The organism is Legionella gratiana, from assembly GCF_001467695.1.
In the GTDB taxonomy this organism is placed as follows: Bacteria; Pseudomonadota; Gammaproteobacteria; order Legionellales; family Legionellaceae; genus Legionella; species Legionella gratiana.
The window spans coordinates 510199-531426 of record NZ_LNYE01000022.1 but is presented as its reverse complement, the minus strand read 5'-3'; the positions used below and the strand labels follow the sequence as shown (position 1 = coordinate 531426).

Genomic DNA, 21228 nt, shown 5'->3' with positions numbered 1-21228 from the left:
AACTCAAATTATGAAGTACAGGTGGAGCTTGGATGTAGCATCTAAAAAAGAGACCAAGTTTTGTCTATTCGATAGTGCCAAATTTTCTTTAAAAAATTGATAGCGTCAATATATCCCTATGAAAACTCTAGAAACCAAGCATCTTATTTTACGTTCCTTTCAAATGACCGATTTAGACGCTATGGCTTCTATTGATGCAGATCCTAAAGTTTGTGAATTCTTGCCTGCTCTTGGTACACGTGACAACACTACTGCAGGCATACAGCGCATTATGAGTCATGAGCAGCAAAAAGGTTATTCACTCTACGCTGTCGAACTAAAAGTTACCCATGAAATGATTGGTTGGGTCGGACTAATCACTCCCTCATTTGAGGCTCATTTCACTCCTGCTGTTGAAATAGGCTGGCGCTTGGCATCGTCACATTGGAATAAGGGATATGCTACAGAAGGGGCAAAGGCTGTTTTGGATTATGCATTTACCATTTTAGGACTAGAGGAGGTTGTTTCCTTCACGACAGAAAAAAACGTAGCCTCTCGCCGAGTCATGGAAAAAATCGGGTTACAGTATGATCCAAAGGATGATTTTAACCACCCTAAGCTCTCAGGACATAAACTCGAGAGACATGCATTATACCGACTAAAACGCACTGAATATTTAATGAAGCAATTTGTTTTCAAGCCATTGAAGAACTCTGATCTCAATTTACTCTGTCAATGGTTTGCTAAACCACACGTACGAGAATGGTGGGGGGATGCGCTTAAGCCCGATGAGATCGAGGAAAAATATGGCAAACGTATTGGAGATACAGTTGTTTGTCCGTTCATTGCATATTTAGGTAGGATACCCATTGCATTTATTCAATTCTATTGGGCAAATAAAGTGGGGGAAGGATGGTGGCCAGATGAGGATAAGAATACAGTAGGTATTGATCAATTCATTGGTGAAGAAGATTGGCTAAACCGAGGTTATGGCACATTGCTTATTCAACAATTTATAAGGTTCTTATGTCAACAATATCCTGAGATTAAGAAAATTATTACAGAGGTTGATCCAAATAATTTACGTGCCAAACGCTGTTATGAAAAAGTAGGATTCCAGTCGGTGGGTATGATTGATACACCTGATGGTTCAGCGATTAAACTTGAATTTCATGATCAACTACAATGAGTGATCTTTTGATCAAACTGATTCTGAATAATATATTCGCTTATTATGGTCAGTGTAAAGTTAAAATCAACAGACCAGTGAATATTAATTTATATTTCTTATAACGTATAATTCAAACGTGACAATCCCCTGCAGTGGCAATGTGTTGTTGTCATTAAAATCAGGCTGAACAATAGTTTGTTTTACGATTGGTAACAAAATAAGTAGCAAACCCAGTGTAATTATTGCGCGGGCAATATCTGCCTAAGACTTGTTTCCAACTACGATATCCATTCATTATTTCTCTATGAGCGTTTTGTGGTGTGACTCTAAAATTTGATGAATAGCACTAAGGAATACTTAATGTTGTCAATCATACAATATTCCTAATGAATCATTTTGATTTTTGGAAGTAGTATATGAAAAAGGTTGTAATTCTTACTCATGCCCCTCAAGGAACCTTAGGTGATCCTAGTTCTGCAGCGAAGCTACAAGAGGTTTTATTGCAGCAAGCGAAACAAAAGGGAGAGGAAGTCCAAATAGAGGTACTTGTTGACGTGCAATCATGTCCTCATCAAGAAAAAGTACACGCTTTATTTCAACAACGCGATCATAAACTCATAGATGGATATGAATCAGATAAAGGAGAGAAGCAATTAAAGGACGCCATGAGCGATGCGGATTTTATTCTACTTTATCCTACCCCGCACTTTATGACTGCGAAGACAGCAAATCTCATTGGAGCTACTCAAAAACCAGTTCTTTCTATGCCGGAGTATGAACATGATGTGGCTCATAATCAGAAGAGTAAAAATAAATTTATAAATACAGTTCCTGGTACAATATTTATAAGTACCGGATTTGGACGAGATAATATTGGGATTTATATTGAAGAGGAGAAGGCTAATAAAGAGGATTTACTCTCACGAATTCATTCGGATGATAGGCACAAGTTTCCTGAGGATTTAACTCCAAATAGCGGTTTATATTTTGGATATTTTAATAAATTGGTTCAAACTCGAAATGGTGCAAGTCCTGCTAATTTTGTTACTTATGCTGCACATGAAAATCCTGAAATGAAATATATTGATGTGGTCATGCCACTGATGCCTCAACCTCAAAAAAACGTGGCTAGACAAAATACAATTGATGTATTAATGTCCCCATCGTTTAGAAATAACTTAAAAAGCTGTGGCACTGTATTGCTTTGCTATTCTCATTCGGGTAGTTCTGAGCAACCTAAATATTATGTGTATCAGCAAGAAGGTACTGAGTATGTAGCCAAAGCGCTTTCTAAAGAGGAATTTGAGGCGCAAAAAAGCGATGCAAACAAAGTGATTCGTGTTATTAATCCTTTTCCCATTAATCCACAATCCATGAAAGCATTGATGGAGGCATCCGAGCCAGTTTGTATGCTTACAGGTAATCAAAGTTTTTCAGAGGGTCTTTCTCTAGCAAAAATTCCCTTTTATCAAGCGGTTATTTGGCATGTAAAATTATATGATTCATTAATCAACGCGACACAAGAATTTCCAGCTTTGAATATTTGGTTTTCGTTACTTAAAGAGCGTGACTCATCGCCAGAAAAAGTAGCTGCCTTTTTCAGAGAAAATAAAACCAAATTACAAGAGGAAATGGAACTTTTTAGACAATATTTATTAGAGTCTAAAGATATATCTAAGAACATAGGTGGTTGTATTGATTACATTGAACGTTTAAGTTTGCGCGAGCGATTTAATGTTTTTTTAAACCACTTAATATTAAATCAAGATTTTTTTGCAGATTGTGGCTCAATTCAGACGAGAGATATATGGATATCAGAATACGCGCTCATGAAACATCTAGAACCTTATTTATTTGCTGCCAGTAAGGAAGAAGTTGCTCAAATATTAGAAAATATTAAGGATAATATTCACAAAGTCAACCCAAACAAAGAACCAGTTGATGTTGATAAGCTAATTATCTCACTAAAGTATGCGCACCCACACTTAGAGCTAACTGTTTCTCCAGAATTAGCATTGAATGAGTCGTTTCTGAGAACAAGTAGTTGGTCTAATAGTGAAGACGAAATGGGGCTTTTAGATACTAGTGATCTTTTTAAAGCTCTGGAATTTATCAATCCTGTAGATTTTACCTTAGAACAGAAGAAGCAATTTTTCAGAAATATAGATAGCATTGATGTTATATCCATAAATGATGGCAATACTATCACTGCGCAAGATGTTTTATTAGTTCTTAATTTCTTGGAAAGCAATACAGATGAAGAACATATTAAGCAGGTATTAAATATTATTTTTACAAAACAAACTAATCTTTTTGATAACGATGTACTTGGTCCGAGCACCAAAGGGCTTTTTTCGCGACTCAGTGAAGCAGAGGAACGCATTGTATTAAATAAAATTGAATCAATGCCTATGGTTAAGCAATTATTTATCCAGGAAATGAGTTCAAATAGTGAGATTCAGAACAAAATTGGTTCTGACACGGAGCAAAATGTTAATTTATCTTCAGAAGAGACTGACGCGACTTTCGGTTTTGATCAATTGGATAGTGCTACTATTCAACAAGAGATCCAAGATGCTGAAAATGAAGAAAATGCCACACCAGTACTTTTTCAAAAGCAACAATCAATGCGAGATGTTTTGCAAAATATTCGTGAACAAGATGGACCAACACAAACCGAATCTTTGAATCTAAGTTAGAGCTTGGCTTAAGAAAACAAAAATTGTAGTTTAGGGGGGTGATCATATTACCTTAATAATTTTAGGTTATAATATAATCTAAATGCCTAAATATTGAGTGTGTTATGACTAAAGATGAATGTTTAAAGAAAATTGCTCGTGATTTTTTGATAGCTCAAGCTGGGCTTGAGTATGAAGAACGCATAATAACTAACAGAAATTTTGCAGGTTCGCTTTTTTTAAGTAATTCGGACGTTACAAATTTGAGGGCAAAAAAAGCGGTTATAGATAGCTTGATTCAAACTTTTGCTAAGGAAATTTTTTCCCTTTCAAAGAAAAAAGAACAAGAAAAGTATCTTCCTATTGGTACCGCTGAAGAAAAAATTAGACGTCTTGAAAGTCACATCAGCACTTTATCAGATGGCGAGTGTGGTAACGTATTGACTAAATTGCTTAATGAGATAAACCCCATATTGGACGTTGAAGCAAATTCAGAAAATAGAAGAGATCATGCTGAATATATGGATGATTCTGGAAAACGAAGTGCTTTGAAGGTTCATTCTTTCAATGATGGATGGTTTTTTACCTTCCTTTCTAAGTTAGTACAAAAGATTCAAGAAACAATTGGTATGAAAACCTCAGAAGAAAAGCTTCTTGAACATTCAGTTCAAGAAGCCGAAAGCTCGCTCTCACTTTAAAATATGAAGCCGTTGTAATCACATTAAGGTGTTGTTTCAGTAACTGTAATTACTGAAGACACACCTTGAGCTTTCGTATTAGGATTATACATTGCCTCTGCATAAGCAGGTGGAACAATGTATTTTCCAATGTTAACTGCTTTTATTTTATACACAATTTCCTTTGCAGAAGAATCTATGCCACCAAAGAAATTTACCCGATCTTCACGTACATCTACATAGTCCATAGTATTATTTTTGACAGAGTCGTTTACTACTTCAAATCCCCCCGGTAAAAGGTCTTCAATTGCAATATTGGATAAATAATCGCTACCTAAAGCACGAATTTTGATATGTACTTCAATCTCACTTCCTAATGTCACTGAATTAATTACATTTCCTTTGCTATCTTTATATTCCCGGAAGATTTCCAGGCCTTGTTTTAAAGGAGTATTGGGAATGACTTGATTAAAACCAGATTGCATCAATTGATAGAAAAATGGTTTTTTATCAGGATTATCAAAGCGTATTTTTTGTACGTCATCCCCAATTTCAGTTTTTTGATAATTTGTGTTAGTAATGGATACATTCATTTCCTGATTATTCGCCATAATCTTTGTCATTGACAAAGCAGATGCGGTTTCCGTAGATAGGTTTTGATGATAAGCACCTAATGCAAGACTTGTATAGCCGGACAATACGGTATTGATCTCATTATTATTAATGGCTTCAATTAATCGCATTAATAATTGCTCACCTACTTGTGGCAATAAATTAGGGAAGTGTTTCGCTACAATATATAAATATTGAGCATCAGCTATGGCACTACTGTAAAAATCAGTCATGTATGCTTGATTGTTCTGCGGTTTATACAAACCAATCAATTGATTTGCTTCGTCATGACTTTGTAGTAATTGATAAGAAGCAGCAATATAGACTGTGGTAATATCTGTTTGCCATGCTTTTGTTTTATCTTTTTCTAAATATAATTGCAAGTTAGCTAGAAAATTTGTAGTGACAATTTCATTACGCGTTAGAATATAAATGGCATAAGCTTGAATTCTAGCAGCTTCCATATCGGCAACATTTTGGCTTGCTAATGTTTTAAGATAATTAATACCGCTAAAGAATAAATCACTGGGGATGTTAAATCCTTGAGTTTTTGCTTCAGTGAGGAAGTGCATTGCATAAACACTTGAAAAGTCGTTGCCATGATTGTCACCAAGTCCAGGCCAATAACTAAACGCTCCATTAGACATCTGGCGTTGGCTTAACATTTGGACAGTGGCATTTACTTTTTCATGCACTTGTTTTGTTTCTTCACCAAATCCAGTCTGGTTATTCATGGCCAACAAGGGCAGAGCTTTACTGGTTAATTGTTCTGTGCAGCCATAAGGATAATTATCAAGATAACGTTGTAATCCAAAAACCAGAATCATTGGGCTTGTCGAAACAGTAGCACTCACTTTACGATATTCAGGATACAGGGTTTGCATGATATCGAGTGTTTTTTGCTTTTCTGTCGATTTGCCGCTCTCGATATAGGTACTGAGAGGCATTGCAGGTCTAACACTAAGTGTAGCACTCATTGTACTGGATTTATCGCCCATACTCGCCTTAAAGTTGAGCTTTGCTCCGCCTAATTGAGATGTTGCTTTCAGTTTAAAATGTACCGTTTGTTCATGGCCTTCAGCAATTTCTAAAGTTTGTGTCGTTGAGCCGATAATTTTGATTTCAGGTGAGGCGCTTAAGTCAACACGAATGGATGCATGTGCTCCTGAATCTTTGACATTATTAGCAATCGATGAAGATACTTCAAATTCATCTCCTGGAGCCACAAACGTGGGGACATTGGGATTAATAATAAAATCCCCTCGTATTTCGGCGGAAGTTTCTTGGGAACCAACAGAGTCGGAGGATACAGCAACAGCCATAACTCGTAATGTACCATTAAAATAATCTGGAATTTGGTAATCTAATTGATGCTTACTGGAGTCAGTATCTAGAATACCTGACCAATAAGCGACAGGTAATTCAGTCTTTCTTTTAAAAGGATTAAGGCGGCTTGCCATGCCTTCTTCACCATTATCACCACCCACAGCAGAGATCTCTCGGTCTTGAATAAATTTGGGCATTATTTGATCTACTGTTTGTTGCGTCAAAACTTCAAGTGCATGTTTTTGAAAAAAGAATGCTAATGGATCAGGGGTTTCATAGCGTGCGACTTGGAGAATGCCTTCATCTACTGCAAAAACAATAATCTTTCCAGGTTTATCCGTATGATAATTAATGGTAAAAGGCTCGCCAGGACGAGCAACTTTTTCGGTAAGCAACTCGATTTTTATATCGTGATTGTCATGATTGACAGTAAATGGAACAACATTATAACTGAGTGGGCTAATAAAAATTTCAGGTGAGTTCCAGTCGCGAATGAAAGCAACATTGATGTATCCATCTCCTTGGAAATCAGCAGGAATATGAATAGTCTGTATGGAATTGGTTGTATCCGTTTTAAACCATTGTGCTGCATAAACTTTATCACGCTCAATTGTAATTAAACCTGATCCTGTGTAGGGGGACGTGATTTGGATTTCGATGTTCTCATTGGCTTGGTATTCAGGTTTATTTAATTTAATCGATAGCTCTGCATTCTTAGCTAAAGGTTGTTGACTTGCTCCTACAACACTAAATTTTAATTGATTAAGAATGGTATTATCTTTGCCTAATACATTTAAAGAAAAATTGCCAATTTGTTGAGTGGGTAAACTATAGTCAGTGCCTTGTTCTGCAATGTTAAATGGAGTGGTATTTAGAACTTTAGATTGAATAACGGATTGGTATTGATAGGTTCCGTCAGCTTTTTTAACTAAAGTTGTGATAGGCTGTAAGGAAATGAGTTGGATCTTTAAATCGGTTACTTCTTCTTTATTTAATTGGGGATTTACCGCAATATAATGAACACTACGCGTACTATTTTGTTTGATAAATGATAAATCACCATCAGGTTTGTATCCAACAAAATAGGGTAGAGGGCTAATTAATGTCTTTGCTTGGCTTGTTACACTACGGCCACCTTCTGATTCAAAACCTTCTGCAAAAAAAGTAAGTTGATAAGTTGCTTGTTCATAACGGTCAAGGTTTAAGTCAAATTCGGCTTCACCTTTATCATTTGTTGTAGCATCGGATAAAGTTTCCGTAAATACTTTAGGAGGCTTTTTAGGATCCAATAAGGGATCAATAAAGACATAATCAGGATATTCATTAAATTCAACTTTCTGAGGTACGAGTAAAATTTTAGCACTTATTCTTCGCTGAGCAGCCGGCGCACCATATAAATTCCAAAGATTAACTTCACCTTTTAATCCAATAGGTGAGCTCCATCCCAAAGAAGGCTTTGGAGATAACTGGGTGGTAATTCTCATCCTGTCGGGTAGGAATTCAGAAACACGTATGCTTGTTGAACCGAGAAGATTTTGCGAATAACCATCTTTGACTAAATATAAATTAACCATATACTGACCCGTAGGAGAGTTAGCACTGGTTGACACATCAAGATCCATATAACCTAAATCATTGAGAGTAATTTTTTCATCTTTTATGGTGGTTCCTCTGGAGTCAACTACGGTAACTTGCAAAGGTAATCCGGCGGGTTGGGGTTGTGCATAAGCTTGCTTTACTATCATGCCAATGTGAGCGGTATCACCTGGTCTATAGATACCTCTATCCGAAAAAAGATAAGCACTTAAACTGTGTAATTCTTGGTTATAAGTATAAAGTCCTCCAATATCAAATTTAGAGAAATTTAATTGTCGATTTGCATTATTATAAGGAATAAACGAAACGTCATTATTCAATTGTGCTAAATAGACGGTTGGTTCCCTATCATCAACAAAATCTTTTAGTGATGGGAAGGTGGCACGACCTTGAATATCTGTTACGCGAGACAAGATAGGTAAACCGTTTTTACCTAAAACAGTCACAGTGGCATTAGGAACAGGCGTTCCTTGAGTTATAGAGTCAACAAAAACATCATGACTACCGTCATTATTATCTTTTACCAACAATGCTAGATCGGTAATCAGTATCATGCGACTTGCTTTTACATCTAAAGTGGTCTTATTCGCAACATCCCATCCAGTCGCTTGTAATAAAAAGAGCCCTTGTGGGCCAAGGGTATTGGTGCTCATTGTGAGATATTTATTAAAATCAAGAGCAGTATACTGTTGTTTTGCTAAATCAGAAGTATCAAACTCTTGGATTTCTGAAGAAATTTGACTGATATTTTGTTGATTAAAGGTGGGATTAATGAAGTAGGGATTATTAAAATCACCTTGAGTTTGAGTGATTAATTGATTGACGTTTTCAGGTAAAACCCGAGCAAAATCAAATTTTACAGCGGGTACACCCCGAACCAGTACTGAAAGTTTTTTCTCACTATTTAAGGCTAATAATGACCCTTTATGTAAAAAACTAATTTCTTTAGGAATAGTAGGAACTGGAATGACTGCGGCATATTCATTTCCTAAAGTAAAGCCCCCAAATCCTGACATTCCTTTATCAATTTTTATATAAATGTACCGTGGTGTTTCGGCTTTAAATTTAAAGCTATGCAGCGTTGAGTAGTTCTGTTCTGAAGGGATAGCTTCTTTATTTAAAGGAGTCGCTAAAGCAAGTACGCTTTGGGTCACTTCGCCTGGATTTTGCCATTGATAGTTTTCTTTTGCTTCTTCTGAAACGGTTGCAGGTCTGTCTTTAGGGAGTAAGAAAACATGCACGGATTTGTTAAATTGATTTTCATTGATGCCTAAAGATGTTTCAACTGTGAGAACTTGCTCCGGCCTGTCTTTGTCATTGCGAATAATTGAAGCAGATGCAGAGATAATTTTTAAGAAATCTTGGGCGCTAGGTATTAAGAGATTTTGAGTGAGCTCCTGTTGTAAATGAGCGGAGTCAGTTGAGGATGTAACTTCCTTACTTAAAGTTAAACGTAAGTAGCGGGCGACATTATCTATTTTTATTGTTTCGGAATGTAGGTAGGCAACGCGCTTATTTTGATCATAAGTCAAAGTAAAGGGCAGCTTGGCAGCAGTTGAGCCAGGCTTAGCTTGGTACACTAGTGACGCATTTTTCTCTAAGGTTTTGGGGTTTACTGGATAATTGAACTCTATAGCAGCTACCGCATTTCTAATTTCAGCATGCACTGGATCTTGATAAAGTTTGAATTCAATAATTGTTCCTTTGAAAGGATGGGTGTAAAATGAATAATCATAATGTTCTAAATTCGCATTTTTCGTAAAAAAATCTGATGCAAAATGAATCGTAAATTTCTGTCCTGCAGGCCAGTCTTCAGAGGGGGTAAAGACTAATTGACTGTCTGTATTCCAAGTCCACGTTCCTGGAATATTGGGAGTCATTTCTATACCTCGAGTGACTGTTTTGCCTATTTGACTGAGAGGCGCAACAGATTGATTAATAAATCCATTGTTTTTTATTCCAAAATCAATGATTAAATTATTGGGTACTAATTGTTCTTCAGTATTTGGTGTGATATCAGGTACTGTAATTTGTGCCGTAGTATAAATGGGTTTGGGTAAATTATTATACCAATGGACTGTATAGCCCGCTGCAATTAAAATGAGAATTACTATAAGACTACTTCCCCAAAACATTTTAGGCGATGATTTTGACTTATTGCATAGATAATTCATCCATGGGGGGCTTCGCCAATTTAATTTGCCAAATACAGATGAAAATGCATTTAGAATTAAAGAGAGTGGACTTTTAGTCATAGTTTATCCCATATGGTGAAAACTGATTGAAAATTTTTGCATCTATTTTATACTTTTTAGTGCATAATAGCGACTATGAATAAAACATTTAAACTCTTTAGCATAATCTTTGTTGGGCTATTTGTCAGTGCATATTTGATAATATTTTTTTTACCCAAACCGATGCTGTTGGAAGGCACCAGTTTTTCGCGAGCAGTTTATGATGATCATCATCAATTATTAAGATTGACCTTAAGCGAAGACGAGAAATATCGACTCTTTACACCTTTACCACAAATCTCAAAACAACTCATTGATGCGACTTTATTACAAGAGGATCAATATTTTTACTGGCACTATGGAGTCAACCCCTGGGCGACAATAAAAGCAATTTGGCAAACTTATGGTGTGCAATCACGAAGAATCGGTGCTTCAACTATTACGATGCAAGTTGCACGTATGCAGTATGGTTTAAATTCAAAAAAAATAACAGGGAAATTAGTACAAATAATTCGCGCCCTACAAATTGAAATGCATTATAGCAAAGAACAAATATTAGAAGCATACTTAAATTTGGCGCCTTATGGCGGCAATATTGAAGGAGTAGGTGCTGCAAGTTTGGTTTATTTTGGAACTTCAGTAAATAAAATTACTTTACCACAAGCTTTAACTTTGAGTATCATTCCTCAAAACCCAGGTAAAAGAACACCAAACAATAAAGAGTTGCGAAAAATTAGGGCACATCTATTAGCGCGTTGGTTAAAGAAACATCCTGAGGATATCAATAAAAAGGGGATGTTTGATTTACCTTTAGTCATGCAAAACATCCGTTCACTCCCGTTTCATGCCCCACATTTTGCGAATACTCTATTACAAGATGGATTGCTCAAGCAGCAAGATATTAATACAACTTTAGATTATCGCACGCAAATGATTATCGAACGAATTACCCGCCATTATCTTGCGAGAAAAAAGAGCTTGGGCGTTAATAATGCGGCTATTTTACTTTTAGACACCCGAGATATGGGGATTAAAGGGATGTTGGGTTCAGCTGATTTTTTCAACCAAAGCATTAGTGGCCAAATTAATGGTACAGAAACCAAACGATCACCGGGGTCGACGCTTAAGCCCTTTATCTATGGCTTGGCTTTAGATCAAGGTTTAATTCATCCAAATACTGTTTTAAAAGATGTACCTCATAGCTTTAATGGTTATAATCCGGAAAATTTTGATTATGATTTCATGGGGCCGGTTAAAGCCAAAGATGCATTGGTTCTCAGTCGTAATATCCCTGCAATTTATCTTTCGAGTCAATTGAGTAATCCAACGCTGCATCAATTATTAGAGAATGCACAAATAAGCCAACTTCGACCAGAATCTTTCTACGGTCTTTCTTTAAGTTTAGGCGGTGTTGAGCTAACCATGAAGGAATTAGTTGGACTATACGCCATGTTGGTTAATGATGGGCTTTGGTATCCCATTCGCAGTATTAAAAAAGATGAAGTAAAACTTAAAGGTATTCGTTTGTTAAGTCCTGAGGCGAGTTTTCTTGTATTAGATATGCTAAAAAATACGCCGCATTTGGATTATCTATCTCGAGGAGCGACGCAGTTACCAGTTTCTTGGAAAACCGGAACATCATCAGGTTATCGGGATGCGTGGACAGTGGGTGTATTTGGTCCTTATGTTTTAGCAGTATGGATAGGAAATTTTGATAATAAAGCTAATCCTGCATTTGTTGGTAAAGATATTGCTGCTCCATTGTTTTTTGAACTTGTCGATGCATTAAGACAAGAGCGAGGACCATTGCTTGTATTCGATAAAAAACCAGAACAAATGAATCTAAAAAAAATTGAAATTTGTAAAGCCTCTGGAATGTTGCCAACGCGTTATTGTCAAGATACTGAATGGAGTTGGTTTATTCCAGGAACATCACCAATAAAGACTGACACCATTTATCGAGAGGTTGCAATTAATAGCAAAACAGGTTTACGAACGTGTCATATTGATGAAAATACTCGTTTCGAAATTTTTGAATTTTGGCCTTCTGATTTACTTAATATCTTTAAGAAAGCTGGAATCCAAAGACATTCACCCCCTTTTTTTGAACCTGATTGCATGTTATCTGGAAATACGAGTATTAATCCACATATAACTTCCCCTCAAAATGGAATTACTTATATTATTCGTGCTGATTCTCAGCAAAATAATACTATCCCTCTTACTGCTGTGACGGATGCGGGGGTTGCTTATGTATATTGGTTTATCAATGAAACATTCATTGCAAAAACTAAAGCCGGGGAGTCTTATTTATGGAAAGCTAAGCCCGGTAAGTTTGTTGTTCGAGCAGTCGATAATCAGGGTCAATCTGATGCTCGCGATATTAACATTCAATTAGACAGTTAAAGAATACTCTCTATAGAAGAGCGTATCATGGAGTTAGAACTATTCATTGAATTACTTCTTTTCGCAGACTGCAAATGCTAGATCATGATTCTCCATCAGAGTGATAGAGGATGCGGAAACTGAGACAAAAAGTTAAATTTTATCGATATGGAAGTCATTAGTTCTAGGCTTCCTTTTTTAATTACAATATGTTCTTAATATCATCGCCTCTAGGGTTAAGCCTGGTCCAAATGCACAACTAAAAACATTTTTATTAGTGTCCTTAACATCTAAGTTATCCCAAATTTTTTTCAAAACAAACAATACAGTTGCAGAAGACATATTCCCATAATTTCTCAAGACTTCGTAAGCATACTCATTCTTTTGAGCAGAGATTTTTAATGCAGTTTCGCATGCTTGCAGGATTTTAATACCGCCAGGATGAATGGCATAATAATGAATATCATTAAATGAATAATGCGATTGTTTTAGAAATTTTTCAGTAAACATAAAAATGCCTGATTGAATCGCTTCAGGTATATAAGAACTCAAGACGATATCAAACCCGTAATCAGCAATACTCCATGCCATTTCTTGACTGGTCTGTGGTACCAGATCACAATAAAACGATTGAATATGGAAGTATTTATCTAAATTCGAGTGATTTTGAATTAGCACAGATGCAGCACCGTCAGCAAAAAGTGCATTGGAAACAACATGCTCTAGATTAAAGCTATTTTGGAAGTGAATACTGCATAGTTCCACACAAACTAATAATACGTTGGCGTTTTGTTCCGTTTGACAAAACGCATTTGCCACCTTTAGGCCATTAAAGGCTCCATAACAGCCCATAAAATTTATTGCTGTGCGTTTTACAGAGGGATTCAAATTGAGCTTTTGAATAATTTCAATATCAATTCCGGGAGCATACATGCCCGTACAACTTACTGTGATTAAATGAGTGATATTATTTTTGTCAAATTTGATGCTATTTAGGCAGTTTTCGATTGCAGCGAGGGCTAAATGAAGCGCGTGTGTTTTATATAAATCCATTCGCTTTGCTGTTGAAGGAAAATGATCTTTGAGATCATTTGGGAAAAATTCGAACTCCCCCGGTGATCTGCAATAATCGCTTAAGATGCTATATCGAGTGTTAATTCCTGATGACTTATAAATTTTTTGCATTATTTTTTTTTGGTTTTCATCAAGATGGAATGCTTCGCCAATCAGTGTAGCGACTTCCCCCTGAGTGCGTTTAAAGGGCGGGTTTGCTATGCCAATGGCGGTAATTTTTGATTGCATTTTTCCCTTTTTAAAATAGTTCCTTGAGATAAATAAATTTATATCATAAATTATGAGAAAGAAGGGTAATTGCACTATTTATTTATTCATTGCAAAATGAAAATTTACCTATTGTCAAAATAATATGACTCAATTCACAAAACGATCAAAAGAGAAGGAATTAATTGATCTAGGCCAAGACTATTATACGCCAGAGGAATACACCCAATCATTAAAGAAACTATTTAAAATTAATCAACTAATGGGTGTTTTTAAAAATACAATCCATTTGCTAAAGCAATTTGCTCCTAATGCTGTATTAGTCGATGTGGGATGTGGTGGCGGGTTATTTTTGCTAAATCTAGGCATATATTATCCCAATATGAGTTTATTAGGTATAGATGTTTCTAAAGAGGCTATTCAACTGGCCCAAGATGAATTGCAGAATTGGCAGCAATTAAACGGCAATGTTTTTATTGAATTTCAGTTACAGCAGCAACACGAGTTAGAATTGGCGTCAAAGAGCGTGGATATCATTTTACTCAATTTGGTATGCCACCATTTAGATGATGAAGAATTAACTCATTTTTTAATTAAGGCAAAAAATGCGGTTCGTCATGCTGTAATAATCAATGATCTGCATCGAAATTTTTTTGCTTATTGGTTTTATAAAATCGTCAGTCCCTTACTCTTTAATAATCGTTTAATTACTCATGATGGACTTATTTCGATTCAGAAAGGCTTTACTCGAAAAGAGTTAAAAATTTTATTGAAACAAGCAAATATTAACAATTACCGGATCAAATGGCACTTTCCCTTTTGGTGGAGTATTCTTATTTTAAAAGAGTAAGGATTAAAATCGATGACATTGGATGTGCTGATTATTGGAGGAGGGCCTGCTGGCGCTACAACCGCTATTTTACTTGCCGAAGCAGGGTGGTCCGTAGGTTTAATTGAAAAAAAAGAATTTCCACGTAAAAAAGTTTGCGGAGAATTCATTTCTGCTACCAGCTTACCACTGTTACAAAGACTAGGACTGGAGCAATTTTGCTCTGAAAATGGTGGACCCGAAGTAACCAAGGTAGGATTGTATGCTGGTGATGTAATTTTAACGGCTAATATGCCACGCCTAACTGCAACAAACCCATATGGAAGGGCATTTGGACGTGAATATCTAGATACGGCATTAGTCAACAAAGCTAAATTAAATGGAGTCTATATTTGGCAACCTTGTGAGGCAATCGACGTACAGCATAAACAGGGTCTATTTTTTTGTACTATTAAAAAAGAGAATAAAACGTTGGATCTTATTCGTTCGTCACTTGTTATTATAGCCCATGGTTCTTGGGGCAAAAAAATTGATTCTTCAGATGTCAAAACACATAAATCATCGGATCTTTTAGCATTTAAAACACATTTCAACAATTGCAGTTTACCCACGAATCTGATGCCCTTATTGGCTTTCCCTGGGGGCTATGGAGGAATGGTGCATAGTACTGAGCAACAAGTTACGCTTTCATGTTGTATTCGGCGAGACACTTTGCAAAATTTGCGACTGAAATCTCCTGATTTACCCGCTGGTGAAGCAGTGTTTCAGTACATTAAGACTCATTGCCATGGGGTTCGGGAAGCATTTGATCAGGCACAAAATGAAGAAAAATGGTTGGCCTCAGGTCCAATCCAGCCTGGTATTCGAAACTGTTATAAAAAGGGTATTTTTTTTGTGGGTAACATTGCTGGCGAAGCTCATCCAATTGTTGCTGAGGGAATTAGTATGGCAATACAATCTGCATGGCTGCTTTCACAGAGTTTGATTCAATTCAATATAAAACAAAATAAAAATCAAAACGATGTCGGAGAATATTATACACAGCAATGGCATAAATATTTTGCTCCTCGAATCCGTACTTCTGCTTTTTTTGCACATTTGGCAATGATAAAGCCATGGGGAAGGGTATTGTTACTGCCTCTCATTCAACAGTTTCCCACTCTTTTAACCTTAGGGGCTAAATTTAGTGGTAAAATACAACAAATTGTACCTATTGATAATCGTAAATGAGATTTATATCTACTTTAAAGAATGAACATGAAAAATAGTTCTTTTTTCGATGTGAGGTAAAAAATGTAATGCCAATCGATTTTACGGTTTTTTTTAAGTTCGAGTGCCTGTCAGGACGAATTTTTATCCCATTAATGTAATGAGCAGATGACGTTGCTGTGGTGCATAGCGATGTTCATACAGATATACTCCTTGCCAATTTCCTAATGCAAGCTTGTTATTTTGAATAGGAATACTCAGGCTTGTTTGAGTTAATATAGTCCGAATATGGGCTGGCATATCATCTTTACCTTCTACGATATGCTTGAATAAGGGATCGCCATCGGGAATAAGCTTCTTCAGAAAACTTTCCAAATCTTCGCGAACTTGTTTATCATAGTTTTCGCAGATCATTAAGGACGCGCTTGTGTGCTGTAGAAATAAGTGACCTAGTCCATTCGGAGAAGAAAAATTTGCACACAATAGATTGATTTTGTCCGTGATGTCAAAAGTACCTCGACCTGTTGTATTCAGCATTAGCGTATGTTGTTCTAAGTACATTATCGTTCTACTCTCTGAAAATTTTTCCTTCCTTGGATGATTGTACTACTCCATTGCATAATTGTGTATTTTTTAATTCAATTAATTGACTCTAAAACAATGGGATAGAAAAATGAAATTTGGTGCAATAAAATATGTAGTAATAAGTGTGTTATGGGGAATTATGATGCCAAGCAATGCTGTTCAAAACACCTTTTTATTAATTGCCGACCCCAAAATACTTGCTATTCCCATCATAGATAATGACGAAACGATGATTGATTTAAAAGACCAACGTGAGATTGCTTACGGTCCATCACCGGAAATTCCGAATAATACGGATTACACAAAATTAAGAAAAACAGTCTATGAAAAATTAAAACAAGCACAAACGTTATTACCCGAAGGATTACGTTTTCGTTTGTATGAAGGATATCGAAGCTTGCAACTGCAAAAAATGTTATTTGATGCACGATATGCAAAAGTTAAAACACAGCATCCTTCCTGGTCGCATCAACAGTTGTTTGATGAAACCACTAAATTGGTCTCACCAGTTATTAATTTGGATTCGTCAATAAATATTCCGCCTCATTCCACAGGTGGTGCCATCGATGTCTATTTAGTCAACGACAAAGAGGAGGAGATAGATATGGGAATTCATCCTAAAGATTGGATGACTGACTTAAATGGCACATTATCATTGACAAATTCCAATATTATTTCAAAAAAAGCAAAGTATTATCGGCATATTATGAGTGAGGTATTAAGTCGAGTTGGTTTTGTCAATTACCCTACTGAATATTGGCACTGGTCTTATGGGGATCGTTATTGGGCTTACAATCAACATCAATCTCATGCCATTTACAGTAGTTATACGGAAAAATTAAGCTTATCAACAGTGCAGAAATAACGAAAAGGTAACAAGTGTTACCAATGAGTTGAAAGTAATACAAAGTTATAAAGGGAAAAATACACTTATTTAGCGGGGGCTAACATCGGTATTCTATTCTCATGCTCCTGTTCGCTAAGTTCTCGCATACTGTCTTGTTGTATCTGATTGTCACTATTTATCTGACTTTTAATAGTTAATAATTCAGCTTTTATTTCTTTACACTTTTCTTGTCTGGCTTTATCGGCAGAATAAGCTAATCCAAAAGTGAGGAAATTAATAACTTTTTTTAAGCGACTCATTTCATATGTTGATGCGTTTGCAATAGAACCTAGGAATGTTTTAGTAGCCTCTTCGTACTTTTTTTCTACTCCCTTTATTTTATCATCTGTAAATCCCATTTGTTCATAAAAAGATATAGGATACGATACATTTTGATTTAATTCTTGTTTAAACTGAGCCACCTGTCGTGCAGCAGGAGTGCCAGTGAGGTATCGTTCTGCTTCGTTCAAAAGCTCATTGAGTTGCTTGATGGACTCAGAAATACTTTTAAAGGGGCTATTCTCTTGTACTATTTCTTGGGAAGGGGCAAAATGGAGCGATTCAATAATTTCCTTTAGAGCAAATAATTCACCAGGATTTGCGTCTTTTATAGCGGAATTAAGATTTTGAAGAGCAGTATCATATGTATCTTCTATTTCGCTTTTAAGATTAGCAGGTAAAACTTCCAATTCAATATAAAGATTAAGATCCTCCTTAGTCTGAGATAAAGTTATTTTAATTTCATTTAACTTTTCTTGAGTCTTACCGTTAATTAGATGCACGTTTTCCAATAGATCATACATAGAATCAATTTTATCTTTTAGAGGCTGTAAACTCTTACCAGAGTCAGCATTGCTGACGCTAGGTTTTAGATCAGTTATTGAATATTCACCTTTTAATATCTGGTTAGATATACCTTCGATTTCTACGGTAATTGTTCTTATTTGATTGGTATAGTCCTTAATAAGAGGAAGTTGTGAACCTCTTTGATCTAAGGCATTAGCCTTTACATACAAATTCATGAGTTCATTTCTATCAGGTGCTTCTTTTTGCAAGGCATGTTGAATTTCTTCTGTAAGTTCCTGTGCTTTTTCACTGTAATTATCAATGGTAATCTCTTCATAGGACGGTGCCACAATATCCTTATCAACTTTAAAATCTCCTTTTACACCATCAATTTCTTGTATTTTATTCATAAGAGGGGTACATATTTCGTTAAGCTTTTTTCGTTCTTTTTCTTGTTCAGGTATATTATGTGCAATTAAACTTGCTGAATAACAAGTCAAAACAGCTTGAAGAAAGCGTTGAGCTAAGTCTTTTTCATTTTTTTGGAATTCTTCTTGTTGTTCTTGAAACTGTCTTATTTCTTCATTTGTAGGATTTTCGGCTAATGGCTCTTGGTTTGTTACAATATTAATTTCGGGATCCTTGCCAATATTTTTTCCATTAACTAAACGACAATAGTTAGCAACTCCAATTGCCTCGATAACCTCGTCTTTAAGCTTAGCTTGATCGTCTGTCATTAAATACGGTGCAATTTGGTCCATTATAGGCTTCATGTATTGTTCAATGCTTCCTGCTTCTTGTCGTCTTTGTATAAATTCATCCATAGTGATTGAAGGAAAATAAGCTAATTGATCAAAGACCCGAGAAATTTTGCCATAATCTCCAGGAGAGTCTTGTGCTATCATTCCTTGGGCTGAATTTTCATCATTTTTTAATGGGTCATAAGGAATTTTTAAATGAGCAATAAAGCCTTTCACAAATGCGTCTATAAATAATTCGTCAACTTTTGCATACGACATAACAACTCCTATAGTATTTCTTTCATATAAATATCGCATGTGGAGATGATGAGAAGATTAGGGCGTTTCACTGGACTTTGTATAGCCTTTACGCAAATCATTTTTATAAGTTAAGTTTTCAGGATTTATTGTCGAGAACGTGAAACAAATAGATCATATAAAGGGTGGACTTTAAATAGAAACAAAGATGAGTTTTACTGACTAATTGACTCGAATTAATAGCATGGTTGGATTCGATAAGCTCAAAGTTGGACACCATTCCCGGTTGTGAGCAACCGGGCTAACTACACCTATTATTTAAATCCCATAATATGTTCCTGTTCTATCACTTTATCATTGAGAATATTATAAATTGAATCACGGACTTTCTGAGGTACGTTGATGCTAAAAATTGGATATACGTCGTCTTTATTTTCGCTTGAGGTAGCTAATTGAACCATTTGAGGGGTACTACCTGAAATATTCTTTTGATAGAGATAAGAGGGACGTCCTTTCACTGCTCCAAATCCTATGCCTTCCTGAATAAACTGGAATCCTGCTTGATGAAGAAATTGTTCGATTTTTTCGAATTTCATTATTAGTACTCAGTTATTAATTAAAGAGTTGAAATTATAAACACATTTATATAAGTTTCAATGTAATCAATAGATTTAGAACATAATCATTTAAAAATAGCCAGTAAAAAAAGTAAGCAGAGTTCTGGTAAGCTTATTAGCTGACAAAATCAAGTTTTCAAGTGCAACAAGTACTATTTACCGGAATCTAGCTGATCTAAACCCAGTAGTTTTAGTTTAAACCAATCTCTTTATTTTATTCCGTGTACATTTAAGTTATAAATGAGAATTAAGAAAGGGCTTCCTCTTCATACTTAAGAATAAAATCTAACATTTTTATAATTTCTGATCATGAGTTATTTTAAAAATGCGCCCCCTAAAATTGAGAGGATTATTATGGCAAGATTTAAAGTAGTGCTTTTTGGTAAACAAGGTAGTGGTAAAACGCAACTAAGTCATCAGGTTGCTTTAAAAGGTAATTATGAAGAAAATGCCTCGTCAACAGTAGGTGTTGAATATTTAAGTCGAAAAATGGAGGATAATCATGTACTCCATGTTTGGGATATTGCAGGTAGCGAGATTTATAAAAAATTATATCGTTCGTACTATAGAGGTGCGATTCTCGGTTTACTTTGCATTGATTTAACAAGAGAAATTGACCAAGATCAAATTAATAATGAAGTGCAATTATTTCGTGATATTTGCCCAAACGCGCCTATTATTTTAGTAGGAACAAAATCAGACTTACCGCACAAAGATATAGAGCTATTTAAAAAGAACATCGCGAGTGAACTGTTCAGCAATTACATTGTTACTTCAGCAAAAGAAAAAACTGGAATAGATGAGCTTTATGCGGAGATTACCAAACATTGTCAAGGTTTAAACGAGTCTCTATGGAATAGAGCAGTTCAGAATTTATTAGTTAGTTTAAATGAACTACCCCCTAATAAGGAAAAACTAATCAAAGCAGAATTAGAAAAGTTATCAAAAGTACTATTAGCTAAATCTGATGAGCTTGGAGTTGTTTCATCAACTAAGACTGATGCAATTGAACATTTTACAAATAATTGTAAAACAATTTTGGAAGGAAAACATCCTAATGTTTTTAAAGCCGTGACTACGGTTGCTGTTGCTGCAGCGGTAACTATTGCTGCTGCATTTATTGGTTTTAGCATAAGCTTTTTCCTTGGGAGCTGGACAGGGCCTGGAGCTTTTGTAACAGGTTTTATTGGAGCTTATAGTGCTGCAGTAGCTGTTGCTGCGTCAAGCATAACAATTGGTGTAGCAGCTGGGGGTATCACTGCATATGGTTTATTTAAAACATCAAAGGAAATGAGCGCACTTAATGAGTTTACTGCCGACGTATCGTCTTGGAATCGTGAAATTCGGTTATAGTTCTTTTGTCAACTAACGTTCGTTTA

At 35.7% G+C, this 21228-nt stretch carries 13 protein-coding genes; 8 read left to right on the top strand and 5 right to left on the bottom strand.

All coding sequences use genetic code 11. The annotated features are described in order from the left end of the window. Window positions 1-118: 118 nt before the first annotated feature. The 3 genes from Lgra_RS18525 to Lgra_RS10105 all read left to right on the top strand — a co-directional run bounded on the left by Lgra_RS18525 (window position 119) and on the right by Lgra_RS10105 (window position 4526). Window positions 119-1168 carry a GNAT family N-acetyltransferase gene (locus Lgra_RS18525; protein WP_083502893.1) on the top strand — a complete coding sequence of 350 codons (1050 nt, stop codon included), beginning with the start codon at window positions 119-121 and terminating at the stop codon, window positions 1166-1168. A gap of 398 nt (window positions 1169-1566) precedes the next feature. Further along, window positions 1567-3849 carry a hypothetical protein gene (locus Lgra_RS10110; protein WP_058499121.1) on the top strand — a complete coding sequence of 761 codons (2283 nt, stop codon included), beginning with the start codon at window positions 1567-1569 and terminating at the stop codon, window positions 3847-3849. Between the two features lie 104 nt (window positions 3850-3953). Continuing rightward, window positions 3954-4526, top strand: coding sequence for a hypothetical protein (locus Lgra_RS10105; RefSeq protein ID WP_058499120.1), 573 nt, complete (start codon window positions 3954-3956; stop codon window positions 4524-4526). A 23-nt stretch (window positions 4527-4549) separates the two neighbouring features. Here Lgra_RS10105 and Lgra_RS10100 read toward each other — a convergent pair whose 3' ends face one another. Continuing rightward, on the bottom strand, window positions 4550-10294 hold the full coding sequence (locus Lgra_RS10100; protein ID WP_058499119.1) for an alpha-2-macroglobulin: 5745 nt from the start codon (window positions 10292-10294) through the stop codon (window positions 4550-4552). A 75-nt stretch (window positions 10295-10369) separates the two neighbouring features. Here Lgra_RS10100 and pbpC point away from each other — a divergent pair, with 75 nt between their 5' ends. Further along, entirely contained in the window at window positions 10370-12679 is a 2310-nt protein-coding gene (pbpC, locus tag Lgra_RS10095; RefSeq protein WP_058499118.1) for a penicillin-binding protein 1C, read from the top strand. Window positions 12680-12856: 177 nt separating this feature from the next. Here the strand turns inward: pbpC and Lgra_RS10090 are convergent, their stop codons facing one another. After that, on the bottom strand, window positions 12857-13960 hold the full coding sequence (locus tag Lgra_RS10090; RefSeq protein WP_058499117.1) for a type III polyketide synthase: 1104 nt from the start codon (window positions 13958-13960) through the stop codon (window positions 12857-12859). A gap of 124 nt (window positions 13961-14084) precedes the next feature. On the opposite strand from Lgra_RS10090, the gene Lgra_RS10085 reads away from it, so the two are divergent. Then, window positions 14085-14789, top strand: a complete 705-nt coding sequence (locus tag Lgra_RS10085) for a class I SAM-dependent methyltransferase (protein ID WP_058499116.1) — start codon at window positions 14085-14087, stop codon at window positions 14787-14789. 12 nt (window positions 14790-14801) lie between these two features. Further along, on the top strand, window positions 14802-15998 hold the full coding sequence (locus Lgra_RS10080) for an NAD(P)/FAD-dependent oxidoreductase (RefSeq protein ID WP_058499115.1): 1197 nt from the start codon (window positions 14802-14804) through the stop codon (window positions 15996-15998). A 123-nt stretch (window positions 15999-16121) separates the two neighbouring features. Here Lgra_RS10080 and Lgra_RS10075 read toward each other — a convergent pair whose 3' ends face one another. Beyond that, window positions 16122-16538: a secondary thiamine-phosphate synthase enzyme YjbQ gene (locus Lgra_RS10075; protein ID WP_058499114.1), complete on the bottom strand. Its 417-nt coding sequence runs from the start codon at window positions 16536-16538 to the stop codon at window positions 16122-16124. Window positions 16539-16650: 112 nt separating this feature from the next. Between Lgra_RS10075 and Lgra_RS10070 the strand changes: the two genes are divergently transcribed. Next, window positions 16651-17427, top strand: coding sequence for a M15 family metallopeptidase (locus tag Lgra_RS10070; RefSeq protein WP_238584418.1), 777 nt, complete (start codon window positions 16651-16653; stop codon window positions 17425-17427). Between the two features lie 65 nt (window positions 17428-17492). On the opposite strand, the gene Lgra_RS10065 is transcribed toward Lgra_RS10070, so the two are convergent. Together Lgra_RS10065 and Lgra_RS10060 are read right to left on the bottom strand one after the other, a co-directional pair. Beyond that, the gene (locus Lgra_RS10065; protein ID WP_058499113.1) at window positions 17493-19253 is read right to left on the bottom strand and encodes a hypothetical protein; all 1761 of its coding nucleotides are present in this window, start codon (window positions 19251-19253) and stop codon (window positions 17493-17495) included. Between the two features lie 293 nt (window positions 19254-19546). Beyond that, the gene (locus Lgra_RS10060; protein WP_058499112.1) at window positions 19547-19828 is read right to left on the bottom strand and encodes a hypothetical protein; all 282 of its coding nucleotides are present in this window, start codon (window positions 19826-19828) and stop codon (window positions 19547-19549) included. 375 nt (window positions 19829-20203) lie between these two features. Here Lgra_RS10060 and Lgra_RS10055 point away from each other — a divergent pair, with 375 nt between their 5' ends. Continuing rightward, on the top strand, window positions 20204-21202 hold the full coding sequence (locus Lgra_RS10055) for a Rab family GTPase (RefSeq protein WP_058499294.1): 999 nt from the start codon (window positions 20204-20206) through the stop codon (window positions 21200-21202). The last annotated feature ends 26 nt before the right edge of the window (window positions 21203-21228 follow it).